Origin of the sequence: Rhodanobacter glycinis (genome assembly GCF_006438785.1) — a bacterium.
GTDB lineage: Bacteria > Pseudomonadota > Gammaproteobacteria > Xanthomonadales > Rhodanobacteraceae > Rhodanobacter > Rhodanobacter glycinis_A.
This window is the reverse complement of the sequence record NZ_RCZB01000001.1, coordinates 1,376,618-1,389,358: the sequence shown is the minus strand read 5'-3', so window position 1 is coordinate 1,389,358 and position 12,741 is coordinate 1,376,618. Positions and strand designations below refer to the sequence as shown.

8 protein-coding genes and 1 pseudogene are annotated in these 12,741 nt (G+C 64.0%); 2 read left to right on the top strand and 7 right to left on the bottom strand.

Features of this window, described 5'->3' with window-relative positions; all coding sequences use genetic code 11:
- Nucleotide 1 precedes the first annotated feature (1 nt).
- From metH to EAH75_RS06680, 3 genes are read right to left on the bottom strand one after another with little or no spacing between them, the layout of a single operon-like run.
- Nucleotides 2-2,692, bottom strand: coding sequence for a methionine synthase (gene metH / locus EAH75_RS06690; RefSeq protein ID WP_140804860.1), 2,691 nt, complete (start codon nucleotides 2,690-2,692; stop codon nucleotides 2-4).
- A 1-nt stretch (nucleotide 2,693) separates the two neighbouring features.
- Nucleotides 2,694-3,776: a homocysteine S-methyltransferase family protein gene (locus EAH75_RS06685; protein WP_140650270.1), complete on the bottom strand. Its 1,083-nt coding sequence runs from the start codon at nucleotides 3,774-3,776 to the stop codon at nucleotides 2,694-2,696.
- Nucleotides 3,777-3,817: 41 nt separating this feature from the next.
- Nucleotides 3,818-4,747, bottom strand: coding sequence for an ArsR/SmtB family transcription factor (locus EAH75_RS06680; protein WP_140650273.1), 930 nt, complete (start codon nucleotides 4,745-4,747; stop codon nucleotides 3,818-3,820).
- Between the two features lie 184 nt (nucleotides 4,748-4,931).
- Here EAH75_RS06680 and EAH75_RS06675 point away from each other — a divergent pair, with 184 nt between their 5' ends.
- Together EAH75_RS06675 and EAH75_RS20155 are read left to right on the top strand one after the other, a co-directional pair.
- Nucleotides 4,932-6,092, top strand: a complete 1,161-nt coding sequence (locus EAH75_RS06675; protein WP_140650277.1) for an acyl-CoA dehydrogenase family protein — start codon at nucleotides 4,932-4,934, stop codon at nucleotides 6,090-6,092.
- A 55-nt stretch (nucleotides 6,093-6,147) separates the two neighbouring features.
- A pseudogene (locus tag EAH75_RS20155) lies at nucleotides 6,148-6,235 on the top strand (acyl-CoA dehydrogenase family protein); the annotation flags it as partial.
- 100 nt (nucleotides 6,236-6,335) lie between these two features.
- Here EAH75_RS20155 and EAH75_RS06670 read toward each other — a convergent pair.
- From EAH75_RS06670 to EAH75_RS06655, 4 genes are all read right to left on the bottom strand, one after another.
- The gene (locus EAH75_RS06670; protein WP_140650280.1) at nucleotides 6,336-7,382 is read right to left on the bottom strand and encodes an acyltransferase family protein; all 1,047 of its coding nucleotides are present in this window, start codon (nucleotides 7,380-7,382) and stop codon (nucleotides 6,336-6,338) included.
- Between the two features lie 232 nt (nucleotides 7,383-7,614).
- Nucleotides 7,615-10,791: a multidrug efflux RND transporter permease subunit gene (locus EAH75_RS06665; RefSeq protein ID WP_140650283.1), complete on the bottom strand. Its 3,177-nt coding sequence runs from the start codon at nucleotides 10,789-10,791 to the stop codon at nucleotides 7,615-7,617.
- 13 nt (nucleotides 10,792-10,804) lie between these two features.
- Nucleotides 10,805-11,995, bottom strand: a complete 1,191-nt coding sequence (locus EAH75_RS06660) for an efflux RND transporter periplasmic adaptor subunit (RefSeq protein ID WP_140650286.1) — start codon at nucleotides 11,993-11,995, stop codon at nucleotides 10,805-10,807.
- A 351-nt stretch (nucleotides 11,996-12,346) separates the two neighbouring features.
- The gene (locus tag EAH75_RS06655) at nucleotides 12,347-12,730 is read right to left on the bottom strand and encodes a VOC family protein (protein ID WP_140650288.1); all 384 of its coding nucleotides are present in this window, start codon (nucleotides 12,728-12,730) and stop codon (nucleotides 12,347-12,349) included.
- Nucleotides 12,731-12,741: the final 11 nt, after the last annotated feature.

The following is a 12,741-nucleotide window of genomic DNA, read 5'->3' as shown; positions in this document are numbered from 1 at the left end:
CCTATTCGGTTTCGTAATCGAGGTTGGAGGAAAGCCAGCGTTCGGCTTCGGCCAGGGTCCAGCCCTTGCGGCGGGCATAGTCCTCGACCTGATCTTTCCCGAGTCGTCCGACCACGAAGTACTGGCTGTCCGGGTGCGAGTAGTACCAGCCGGAAACGGCGGCGGCGGGGTACATCGAGAAACCTTCGGTCAGTTCGATGCCGGTGTTGCGGGTGACATCGAGCAGTTCGAACAGGGTGGCCTTTTCGGTGTGTTCGGGGCAGGCCGGGTAGCCGGGTGCAGGGCGGATGCCGCGGTATTTTTCGGCGATCAGTTCGTCGTTGCCCAGTGTCTCGTCTGGCACGAACCCCCAGAACTCCCGCCGCACGCGCTCGTGCATGTGCTCGGCGAATGCCTCGGCGAGGCGATCGGCCAGCGCCTTGAGGATGATCGACGAATAGTCGTCGTAGTCAGCCTGGAAGCGCGCCAGGTGCTCCTCGATGCCGAGCCCGGCAGTGACCGCGAAACCGCCGATCCAGTCAGGCTTGTCGAACTCCTTCGGTGTGATGAAATCGGCCAGGCAGAGGTTCGGTCGCTCGATCGGCTTGTCGGCCTGCTGGCGCAGGCTGTGCAGGGTGGCGAGTCGTGTCGTGCGGGTGGTGTCGGTGTATACCTCGACGTCGTCGAGGATGTTGGCGGCCGGCCACAGGCCGATCACGGCGCGGGCGGTCAGCCATTTCTCGGCAATGATCCGGTCCATCATCGCCTGTGCGTCATTGAACAGTTCGCTGGCCTGGGTGCCGACCACGGCGTCGGTGAGGATCGCCGGGTAGTGGCCGGCCAGTTCCCAGGCCTGGAAGAACGGCGTCCAGTCGATGTACTGGCGAATGACGGCGAGGTCGTAATCGTCAAACACGGTGACGCCAGGCTGGTTCGGCTGTGGCGGTTCGTATGTCGCCCAGTCGCAGCGGAAACGCTGCGCACGGGCTTTTTCCAGCGGCACCAGTTTCTTGCCGGGGCCGCGGTTGCGATGGCGTTCGCGCACATCGGCGTAGTCGGCACGCACCTTGGCCAGGAAATCTTCGACCAGATCCTTGCTGACCAGCGACTGCGCCACGCCGACCGCGCGCGAGGCGTCCTTCACCCACACGGTGCCAGCCTTGTAGTGCGGCTCGATCTTCAGCGCGGTGTGCGCACGCGAGGTGGTGGCACCGCCGATCAGCAGCGGGATATGGAAATTCTGCCGCTGCATTTCGCGCGCGACCTGGCTCATTTCCTCCAGCGACGGCGTGATCAGCCCGGACAGGCCGATCATGTCGGCGTTCTCGGCGATCGCGGTTTCCAGGATCTTCTGCGCGGGCACCATCACGCCCAGATCGATCACCTCGAAGTTGTTGCAGCGGAGCACCACGCCGACGATGTTCTTGCCGATGTCGTGCACGTCGCCCTTGACCGTGGCCATGATGATCTTGCCGTTGTTCTTGCCCATGTCGCCGGTGCGCAGCTTTTCCGCCTCGATGTACGGCAGCAGGTAGGCCACCGCCTTCTTCATCACGCGGGCGGACTTCACTACCTGCGGCAGGAACATCTTGCCGGCACCGAACAGGTCGCCGACCACATTCATGCCGTCCATCAGCGGGCCCTCGATCACGTCGAGCGGACGCGTCGACATCTGGCGCGCTTCCTCGGTGTCCTCGACCACGTACTGGTCGACACCGTGCACCAAGGCATGACTGAGCCGCTCGCGCACGGGCTTCTCGCGCCAGGCCAGCGTCTCGACCACGGCTTCGCCGCGCTTGCCCTTGTAGTTGTCGGCGATCTCCAGCAGACGCTCGGTGGCGTCGTCGCGGCGGTTGAGCACCACGTCTTCGACGCGCTCGCGCAGCGGCGGGTCGATATCGTCCATGATCGTCAACGCCCCGGCGTTGACGATGCCCATGTCCATGCCGGCACGGATCGCGTGGTACAGGAACACCGAGTGGATCGCCTCGCGCACGATGTTGTTGCCGCGGAACGAGAACGACACGTTGGAGACGCCGCCGGAGATATGGCAGTCGGGAAAGCGCTTTTTAAGCTCGCGCGTGGCCTCGATGAAATCCACCGCGTAGTTGTTGTGCTCCTCGATGCCGGTGGCGATGGCGAAGATGTTGGGGTCGAAGATGATGTCTTCGGGTGCGAAGTCGAGCTTTTCGGTCAGCAGCTTGTAGGCCCGCGCGCTGATCTCCACCTTGCGCTCGCAGGTATCGGCCTGGCCCTGTTCGTCGAATGCCATCACCACGGCGGCAGCGCCGTATTGCTGCACCTTGCGCGCCTGTTCGAGGAACGCCGCCTCGCCTTCCTTCATCGAGATCGAGTTGACGATGCCCTTGCCCTGCAGGCAGCGCAGGCCAGCCTCGATCACCGTCCACTTCGACGAGTCGATCATGAATGGCACGCGGGCGATGTCCGGCTCGGCGGCGATCAGGTTGACGAAGCGGGTCATCGCTGCTTCGGAATCGATCAGCCCTTCGTCCATGTTGATGTCGATGATCTGCGCACCGTTGGCGACCTGCTGGCGGGCGACTTCCACCGCCTCGTCGTAACGGTCTTCCTTGATCAGCTTCTTGAACTGCGCCGAGCCGGTGACATTGGTGCGTTCGCCGACGTTGATGAACAGCAGGTCGGGTGTGATGACCAGCGGTTCAAGGCCGGACAGGCGAGTGTGACGCGACATGTTATGCGGCCTCCACTTGGGTGGTTGAAGGCAGCGCTCGTGGCGCGTGGCCGCGTACCGCTTCGGCAATCGCCTTGATATGTGCCGGGGTGGTGCCGCAGCAGCCGCCGACCAGGTTGAGCAGGCCATCGCTGGCAAAGCTGCCGATCACACTGGCCATGTGTTCGGGGGTCTCGTCGTATTCGCCGAACGCGTTCGGCAGGCCGGCATTCGGGTGCGTGCTGACGAAGCTGTCGGCGATGTTCGCCAGGGTCTGGATATGCGGGCGCAGGTCGTCCGCACCCAATGCGCAGTTGAAGCCGACCGAGAGCGGCTGCGCATGGCGCACCGAGTAGTAGAACGCCTCGGCCGTCTGGCCCGACAGGGTACGGCCGGAGCGGTCGGTGATGGTGCCGGAGATCATCACCGGCATGCGTGCGCCGCGCTGATGGAACAGCTCGCTCAGCGCGTACAGCGCGGCCTTGGCGTTCAGCGTGTCGAAGATCGTCTCGACCATGATCACGTCGGCACCGCCGTCGATCAGGCCGTTGGTGGATTCGGTGTAGTTCTCCGCCAGTTCCTCGAAGGTGACGTTGCGAAAGCCCGGGTCGTTGACGTCCGGCGACAGCGAGGCGGTGCGGCTGGTGGGGCCGAGCACGCCGATCACGAAACGCGGCCGGTCCGGCGTCTTTGCCGTCATCGCGTCACAGGCAGCGCGCGCCAGACGAGCGCCCTCGAGGTTCAACTCGTACGCCAGATGCTGCAGCTTGTAGTCGGCCTGACTGATGCGGGTGGAGTTGAAGGTATTGGTTTCGATCAGGTCGGCACCGGCTTCCAGATAGGCATCGTGCACGCCGCGGATGATCTCGGGCTTGGTCAGCGTCAGCAGGTCGTTGTTCCCCTTGAGGTCGCAACTGGGGTGGTCGTGGGCATGCGCATGACCATCGTGGCCGTGTTCGAAACGCTCGCCGCGAAAGCCGTGTTCGTCCAGTTCGTGCGCCTGCAGCATGGTGCCCATGCCGCCGTCGAGAATCAGGATGCGTTGGCGCAGCGCCTGCTCCAGCAGGGCGACGCGTTCGGGGTGGAGCCAGGGCAGAGTACTCATCAAACGTCCTTTCATGAAACATGGTTTGCGGCAGGCCGAATTCAGGCGGGCTTGCGCGCCAGCAGACTGATCACTTCGAAATGCGGCGCCTTGCGCTCGCGGCTGAGCCGGTTGCAGCTCAGTACGTCGAGGCCGGCGGCGCGGGCGTAGCTGTCGAGCTGTTCGCCGCTGAAGCCGAGATTGCGATGGTCGAACGGTTCGACGGCGGCACGATGGTCGTGCTGACCCAGCGTCACCGCGAGCAGACGGCCGCCAGGGCGCAGCAGTCGCGCCGCTTCGGCCACAGCCTTCGCCGGATGCTCGGCATAAGTCAGTGCGTGCAGCATCAGCACCAGGTCAAAGCGCTGTTCGCCGAGTTCCAGTGCATGCATGTCGCCCTGACGTACCTGCACGTTGGCGAATGACTTGAGCCGCTTTGCGGCGGCCTCGACCACGCGATCGCTTGAATCGACGCAAACGATGGAGTGCGCATGCGGCGCCAGCAGCTCGGCGGTGATGCCGTCGCCGGAGGCGATGTCGAGCACGTCGCCGGTGCCCAGCAACTGCAACAGCGAGCGCGCCAGCGTTTCCCAGGTGCGGCCGGGCGAGTAGTGGCGCTCCATGTCGCCGGCAACGGTGTCGGCCCAACCTTCCTCGCGGGCGCGATTGGCCAGGACGCCGGGCAGGCGCGCGCTGTCTTCGCGCAGCAGCGCATCGTCGATGCTTTCTCGCAGCGAGCCGAGCAGGCTGTGCTGGGCCTCGTCACCTTCGTTGTTGGCGCGGTAATACGCGGACACGCCGGCGCGGCGGTCGCGCACGAGTCCGGCCTCCTTCAATTTGGCCAGATGCGTGGACACACGCGGCTGCGCCAGATGCAGCACCGCGGCCAGCTCGGCGACGGTGAGTTCTTCATGTTCGAGCAGCGCCAGCAAGCGCACGCGGGTGGGGTCGGCCAGCAGCCGGAGCACGCTGGAGGCTGTCGCCAGATCCATCGGGCATCCTTGTATCGCGATAAAGAGATAACAAGTCTGGCCGCGGTTTGTCGGGGCGTCAAGCGGAAGCTGTCTTGAAGGGCAGGCACGACGTCGGCCACTTGGGTCGCTAGAATAGTCGGCTGGCCTGTGGCCTCGCATTCCCGTCTTGATCAGCTGCCTCTGGCGGCGCCAGGAGTAGTTCATGGATTTTCGTTTCACTGAAGACCAGCTGTCGATCCAGTCGATCGCCCGCGATTTTGCGCAGAAACGCATCGTGCCGGTGGCGGCGGAGCTGGATGCCAAGGCCGAGTTTCCGCTGGAGAACATCCGCGAGATGGGCCAGCTCGGCCTGATGGGCATCGAGGTGCCGGAGGAGTACGGCGGTGCCGGCATGGACCCGATTGCCTATGTGCTGGCGGTCATCGAGATCGCGGCAGCCGACGCGGCCACCTCGACCATCATGTCAGTGAACAATTCGCTGTTCTGCAACGGCATCCTCAAGCATGGCAACGAGGAGCAGAAGCAGAAGTACGTGCGCGCGATCGCCACCGGCGAGGCGATTGGCGCCTATGCGCTGACCGAGCCGCAGTCCGGTTCGGACGCTTCGGCCATGCACACCCGTGCCACCAGGAACGCGGACGGCGACTGGGTGATCAATGGCAAGAAGAGCTGGATCACCTCCGGCCCGGTGGCGCGCTACATCGTGCTGTTCGCGATATCGACTCCTGGTATCGGTGCGAAGGGCGTTTCGGCCTTCATCATTGACACCCGGCTGCCAGGCTTCCACGCCGGCAAGACCGAACCCAAGCTCGGCATCCGCGCCTCGGCGACGTGCGAGATCGAATTCGCCGACTACGTCTGCCCGAAGGAAAATCTGCTCGGCGACGAAGGCAAGGGTTTTTCGATCGCGATGGGCGTGCTCGACGCCGGCCGCATCGGCATCGCCTCGCAGGCTGTCGGCATCGCTCGCGCCGCGTACGAGGCGACCTTGCAGTGGTCGCGTGACCGCAAGGCGTTTGGCGCACCGATCGGCACGTTCCAGATGACCCAGTCGAAGATCGCCGACATGAAGTGCAAGCTGGATGCAGCGACGCTGCTGACCCTGCGTGCAGCATGGGCCAAGGGCGAAGCCGAAAAGAACGGTGGCCGTTTCGGCACCGAGGCTGCGGTGGCCAAGCTCACCGCGTCGGAAGCGGCGATGTGGATCAGCCATCAGGCCGTGCAGATCCATGGCGGCATGGGCTACTCGAAGGAGATGCCGCTGGAGCGCTATTTTCGCGACGCCAAGATCACCGAGATCTACGAAGGCACCAGCGAGATTCAGCGCCTGGTGATTGCGCGGGCAGAGACCGGTCTGCGCTGAGCCCGCGCCGCGCTCCAGCGCACCGCCTGCGGCGGTGCTCGCTGGAACGCTCAACCGTGACGCCAAGATCACCCCAGATCTACGAAGGCACCTGCGAAATCCGGCGGTTGGTGATCGCGCGCGCGGAAACAGGTTTGCGCTGAGCTGGAACGCCCCCTCTCCGACGAATGTCGGGGAGATGAAGCGATCTATCGTTCCGGCGGAACCACGGCTTTCACTAGCCGGTTTCGTGGGACTACTCCATCAGGCCGCGGCGTTGGGAAACCACCGGCGCAAACGATGTTTCAGCCGCAGCGAGGGTGCTTCGACAGCGTGCCAAGAGCACCACGCCACCATTACGGTCGCAAGAGTGGCAATGGTGACTGAAGCACCAAACGATGGCTGGCCAGGCCAGAGCCTCACGGTCAACTGTTGCAGGAAATAGGCATACAGATAGATGCCGTAGGAAAGATCGCCAAACCGGTTTGCCGAGCGGATGACCGGGGTGCTCAAGGAACCTAAGACCAGGGTCAGCGGCGCGATTACCGCCCACTCACCGAGGCGGGGCTGGTCGAATGCGACCGCAGTAACGATCACGACGGCAATCGCGCCCAGTAATGCCAGGCGATGGCGTTGAAGTTCTTCGATGTACTGCCGCGCACACACGCCCGTCATGAAGAACGCGGTGTAGAAGAACGAAATGTTGTCGAACGGGTCTGCCTTCGAGTGCCCCGGAAGAGTCTTGACGTACATCAGAGTGACCAGGCCCAGCACCACCACAGACAGCAGCCGGCGACGCATCCCGATGGCGCCGAGGACGGCCAGGTAGGCATAGCATCGTGCCTCGACGGGAATGGTCCACCAGCTGCCGTTGACGGCGGACAGCGAGGGATTGGCCGGCACGGTGTCGAAGACGCCGGGTAGCCGATAAATCGTCTCGAACTTGAAATTGGCAAGGATGAACTTGCGCGTGCCGCTGCCAAAATAATCATGCAGGGGAAGCACCGTGATGGCGGCTGACACCAAGGCTATCGCCACGGCGGCCGCAGCCAGCCCCGGCCATATCCGCAGCAATCGCCGCGAGGCAAAGCGCATCAGGTGCGGGTCGCGGTACCAGCTTTCCGAAACGAGATACCCGCTCATGACGAAAAACATCATGACCGCGACCATGCCCAGCGAGTCGCCGACGGGTGCCGGCTCGGTGCTGCCAAGGAATACGAACTGGTGGGAGAAGAGCACAAGCAGTGCCGCAAAAAGCCGCAGACCATCGAAATTATTGAGCTTATCGTGATCCGGGATCGGTTCACGCATGACGATGGGACGACGTTAGGCCGAAAGCTGACATGGTGCTACCACTGGCGATGTTGGGCGGGATTCTACGCGTTGAAGAGAGTCGCTTGCGACCGGGTGCCAGGGCACTTTTGTTCTGGCAACGTAGCGGGTCACCTGTCGCAAAGTTCGTCGACGCGCGATCAACGATTCTGATGACGTACAAAAAAGCCCCGCAATACCCGCGGGGCTTTCGTTGTCCTAGCGGATCGGATCATGCGCCGCGGCGCGGATCCGAGTCGAACGACTGTATTCCATGGCGTGTCTGCGTGCTCGCTGGCGTATCGCCGTCCAGCTTGTCGCCGAGCAGGCGGCGCACCACCACGTAGAACACCGGGATCAGCAGCACGCCGAGGAAGGTGGCGAACAGCATGCCACCGATCACGCCGGTGCCGATCGCATGACGCGCATTGGCGCCAGCGCCGCTGGAAATGAACAGCGGGAACACGCCGAGGATGAAGGCCAGCGAGGTCATCAGGATCGGCCGCAGTCGCAACCGGGACGCGGTGACCACTGCATCGCGCAAGGTCTTGCCGGCCTGTTGCTGCTCCACCGCGAACTCGACGATCAGGATCGCGTTCTTCGCGGCCAGGCCGATCACCGTGATCAGGCCGATCTTGAAGTAGATGTCATCGGGCAGGCCTCGCAGCAGGGTGAACACCACCGTGCCGAGCAGGCCCAGCGGCACCACCAGCAAGACCGCAACCGGGATCGACCAGCTTTCGTACAACGCGGCCAGCGCCAGGAACACGATCACGATCGACAGCACCATCAGCAGCGTGGCCGCATTGCCGGACAGGATTTCCTGATACGACTGGCCAGTCCAGTCGAAGCCGAAGCCCTTCGGCAGGTCGTTGTTGACGATCTTCTCCATCTCGCTCATCGCTTCGCCCGAGGCATGCCCCGGCGCCGGCGAACCGACGATCTCGACCGCCGAGTAGCCGTTGTAGCGGGTCAGCGACGGTGACGAGACGTCCCAGCGCGTGCGCACCACGTTGGACAACGGGATCATCTGCGGCGTGCTGCTGCCGCTGGCGGTCGGGCCGGGTGTGAAGATGTGCTGCAACGCTTCCGGGCCCATGCGGTACGGCGCGTCGGCCTGCATGATGACGCGCTTGACGCGGCCGCCATAGGTGAAGTCGTTGACGTATACCGGCGCCAGCATCAGGCCGATCGCGTTGTAGATGTCACCGATCGACAGCCCCATCGACTGCGCCTGCACGCGATCCACGTCCAGGTGCAGCTGCGGTGCATCTTCCAGCGAGTTCGGACGCACGCCGGTCAGCAGTTTGTCCTGGCTGGCCTTGCCGAGCAGGGTGTTGCGTGCCTGGGTGAGTGCATCGCGGCCAGCCCCGCCGCGATCCTGCAGGTACATGTCGAAGCCGCCGAACTGGCCCAGACCTTGCACCGTGGGGATATTGACCACGAAGATGCGTGCGTCGTGTACCTGCTGCATCGCACCGTTGGCGCGCTGGATGAACTGCGCAGCCGTCACATCGCGCTTGGCCCAGTCCTTGAGCTTGATGAAGGCCATGCCGGCGTTCTCGCCCGAGCCGATGAAGCTGAAGCCGGTGACCTGCAGCACACCCTCCACCGCGCTGTCCTTGTTGAGGATGTCGCGCATCTGCGCCATCACGGCACTGGTGCGCTGCTTGGTGGCGCCCGGTGGCAACTGGATCACCGATAGCGCATAACCCTGGTCTTCCTCCGGCAGGAAACTGCCGGGCAGGCGCGTGTACAGGAAGCCGCCGAGTACCGCGACCAGCACGAAGGCCAGCATCCAGCGCGGTGCATGCCGCACCGCGCCACCGACATGGCCGGTATAGGTGTGCGTGACCCAGTTGAAGAAATCGTTGAACTTGCGATAGACGATGTTCTTTTTCTTGTCGTGTTCCGGCTTCAGGAAGCTTGCGCACAGCGCCGGCGTGAACGACAGCGCGAGGAACGCGGAGAAACCCATCGACACTGCGATGGTCAGCGCGAACTGCTTGTAGATCACGCCGGTGGCGCCGGGCTGCAGCGACGACGGCACGAACACCGCCGCCAGTACCACGGTGATCGCCACCACCGCGCCGGTGATCTGGCCCATCGCCTTGCGCGTGGCGTCCTTCGGCGACAGACCTTCCTCGGTCATGATGCGTTCGACGTTCTCGATCACCACGATCGCGTCGTCCACCACGATGCCGATCGCCAGCACCATGCCGAACAGGGTCAGCTGGTTGATGCTGAAGCCGAGCACGAGCATGCCCAGGAACGTGCCGAGCAAGGCCACCGGAATCACCAGGGTCGGGATGATCGTGGCGCGGATGTTCTGCAGGAACAGCAGCATCACCAGGAACACCAGGATGATCGCCTCGATCAGGGTGTGCACCACCTCGTTGATCGAGATCTTGACGAAACTGGTGCTGTCGTACGGGCTGAACCAGCTCACACCCGGCGGAAAGCTGGGTGCCAGTTCGTCCATCTTGGCGCGTGCGGCGGTGGCCACGTCCAGCGCATTCGCGCCGGGCAGCAGTTGGATCGCGAACGCGCCGATCGGCTTGCCGTCCCACTGGGTGTCGAAGCCGTAGCCCGCCGCGCCGAAGCTGATCCTTGCCACGTCGCCGAGGGTGACCGTGGTGCCATCCGTATTCGCGCGCAGGATGATCCCGGCGAACTGCCCGGGCGTGGTGAAGCGACCTTCGGTCGACACGGTAGCGTTGAAGCCTTGGCCGGCAGGCGCCGGATCGGCGCCGAGCGAACCGGCGGCGAATTGCACGTTCTGTGCCTTGATCGCGGCCAGCACCTGGGTGGCCGACAGATTGTAGCCCTGCAGCTTGTCCGGGTTGAGCCAGATCCGCATCGCGTATTCGGCACCGAACTGCTGGGTGCTGCCGACGCCGGGCACGCGCGAGATCTGATCGAGCACCTGCGAGCCGACGATGTCGTTGAGGCGGTCGCGGTCGATGCTCGGGTTGTCCGATTTCAGCGCCAGCACCATCAGGAAGCCGGCGTTGGCCTTGGCCACCACCACGCCCTGCTGGGTCACATCGGACGGCAGCCGCGGCGTGGCCAGGGCAACCTTGTTCTGCACCTGCACCTGGGCGATGTCGGGATCGGTGCCGTTCTCGAAGGTGAGCGTGATGCTGGAGCGACCGCTGGCGCTGGACGACGAATTGAAATACAGCAGATGGTCGATGCCGGTGAGCTGCTGCTCGATCACCTGGGTGACGGTCTTCTCGGTGGTGTCGGCGCTGGCGCCCGGATAGCTGGCGGATACCGTGACCGATGGCGGGGCAATCGTGGGATACGACTCCACACCCAGGTTGAGGATGGCCAGTACGCCACCCAGGGAAATCAGGATGGCGACCACCCAGGCGAAGATCGGGCGGTCGATGAAGAAACTCGGCATGGTCTGCGCTCCGTTACTTGCGGCTCGGGGCGGTGCCCGGAGCGTTCGCTGCGGAGGCGGCGCCGGCGGGAGCGGCATGCCATGGGCTGGCCTTGGCCGGCGCACCGTCTTTCACGTTCTGGATACCCGATACCACCACCTGGTCGCCGGCTTTGAGGCCGTTCGTAACCACCCAGTTGCCGCCGCTCATGTCGGTCGTGGTGACGTCCTTGCGCGCGACCTTGCCGTCGCTGCCGACGGTCATCACATAGGCGCCTACTGTGTCGCGCAGCACTGCCGGTTGCGGGATCAGGAACACCTTGTGCTGCTGGCCGAGATTCGCCTTCAGCGTTACATACATGCCGGGCAGCAGGCTGTGCTTCGGGTTCGGAATGGTGGCGCGCAGATTGACCGAGCCGGTGGCAGGATTGACCGTGGTGTCGGAGAAGTCCAGCACGCCCGGCTCGCCGTATGCGCTGCCGTCGGGCAGGGTGACCTGCACGCTGGCCTTGTTCGGATCGGCGAGGGTGACGTTGCCGCTGCTCTGTGCGCTGCGCATCTGTTCCAGCGACGCCACGCTCATGGTGAAGTTCACGTACAGCGAATCGATCTGGTCGACGGTGGTGAGCAAGGTGGCTTCGGCGTTGCCGACCAGCGCGCCTTCGGTGACCTGTTGCTGGCCGGCGCGACCATCGATCGGCGATGTGACGTTGGCATACCCAAGGTTGATGCGGGCAGTCTGCACGTTGGCCTGGGCTGCCTGTACCGCGGCTGCCGAGTTGCGTTCGGCGGCCAGAGCATTGTCCAGGTCCGACTTGGAGACGTAGCCCTTGGGCGCCAGCTCACGCACGCGCTGCGCGGTGATCTTGTCATTGGTATGGGTTGCCTGGGCCTGGGCCAGCGCAGCGGAACTGGCGGCCAGCACGGCTTTCAGCGGAGCCGGATCGATCTGGAACAGCAGCTGGCCTTTCTTGACGTTGGTACCTTCGTCGTAAGTGCGCTTGAGTAGCACGCCGGGTACGCGGGCACGCACGTCGGCACTGCGGTACGGCGACAGTCGTCCAACGAGGTCGCGGGTCAGTGGCGAGCTTTGCGGCTGTGCCGTGAACACGCCCACTTCCGGTGGCGGCATCTGCGGCGGCCCCTGTTCCTTGCCTTTGCTGCAGGCGGCCAGCGCCAGCAGGCTCAGGCACAACAAGGGCGTGCTCAGTAACGAGGACTTCATGGGAGCTCCAGAACTTGCTTGATCGGGGGAATGGGTATGGCAAGGAGCGATGCAGCAATTCCGGAAACCAGATACTGCATCGCGACCTTCGTGTCTTGTGTCATAAGTTGGCCGGACGGTCAGGCGTCTGACCACCGGTGTGCTCACGTGCGGCCGCAGGCGCCATGTCCGGCGCCTTGGACGGCCAGACTATACCGGGCAGTTTACATTTTGTTGGCGGCGAGAATCCAGCCATTGACAGGCCTCGCTGCGATGTGGACAGCCTGACGACGACTCGCCTGTCTGCCCGGAGTCGGGTTACCCGTCACGCCATGGCGTGACGTTTGCTTCGTGGCAGCCGTGATCGCGCGGTCAATGGCCAGGGCGCCAGCCCACCTCGATCAGGATGCGGCCCGGTGCCATGCAGTAGAACATCCAGCCCCCGCGGATCGCCTGCGGTGCCTCCCACAGTTCTGCCTCGGCGGCTCGCAAGCGTTCGTACAGCCGGTCCACGTCGGCCTTGTCCGGCAGGATGAAGCCGATGTGGTAAGTGTTGGCACCGACGCTGCCTGCATCCGCACCACCAAATTTCGATGACGGATGACTGATGACCAGCTCCAGGCCGGCAGAATCGTGCAGGATCGCCAGCCCGTCGCGACCGCGGGTTTCGATGTGTCGAAAATCGAAATGGTGGACGAGGAAGTCGCGGGTTGCCGCGACGTCGGCGACGTGCAGGTCGAGATGATTCAAACGCATGGCAAAGGCTC

What these genes read in the sequence shown, in the direction of transcription:
- EAH75_RS06680 (WP_140650273.1), bottom strand. Translation starts at nt 4,747, where the DNA reads ATGGATCTGGCGACAGCCTCCAGCGTGCTCCGGCTGCTGGCCGACCCC.
- EAH75_RS06665 (WP_140650283.1), bottom strand. Translation starts at nt 10,791, where the DNA reads ATGCCGAGTTTCTTCATCGACCGCCCGATCTTCGCCTGGGTGGTCGCC.
- EAH75_RS06685 (WP_140650270.1), bottom strand. Translation starts at nt 3,776, where the DNA reads ATGAGTACTCTGCCCTGGCTCCACCCCGAACGCGTCGCCCTGCTGGAG.
- EAH75_RS06670 (WP_140650280.1), bottom strand. Translation starts at nt 7,382, where the DNA reads ATGCGTGAACCGATCCCGGATCACGATAAGCTCAATAATTTCGATGGT.
- metH (WP_140804860.1), bottom strand. Translation starts at nt 2,692, where the DNA reads ATGTCGCGTCACACTCGCCTGTCCGGCCTTGAACCGCTGGTCATCACA.
- EAH75_RS06675 (WP_140650277.1), top strand. Translation starts at nt 4,932, where the DNA reads ATGGATTTTCGTTTCACTGAAGACCAGCTGTCGATCCAGTCGATCGCC.
- EAH75_RS06655 (WP_140650288.1), bottom strand. Translation starts at nt 12,730, where the DNA reads ATGCGTTTGAATCATCTCGACCTGCACGTCGCCGACGTCGCGGCAACC.
- EAH75_RS06660 (WP_140650286.1), bottom strand. Translation starts at nt 11,995, where the DNA reads ATGAAGTCCTCGTTACTGAGCACGCCCTTGTTGTGCCTGAGCCTGCTG.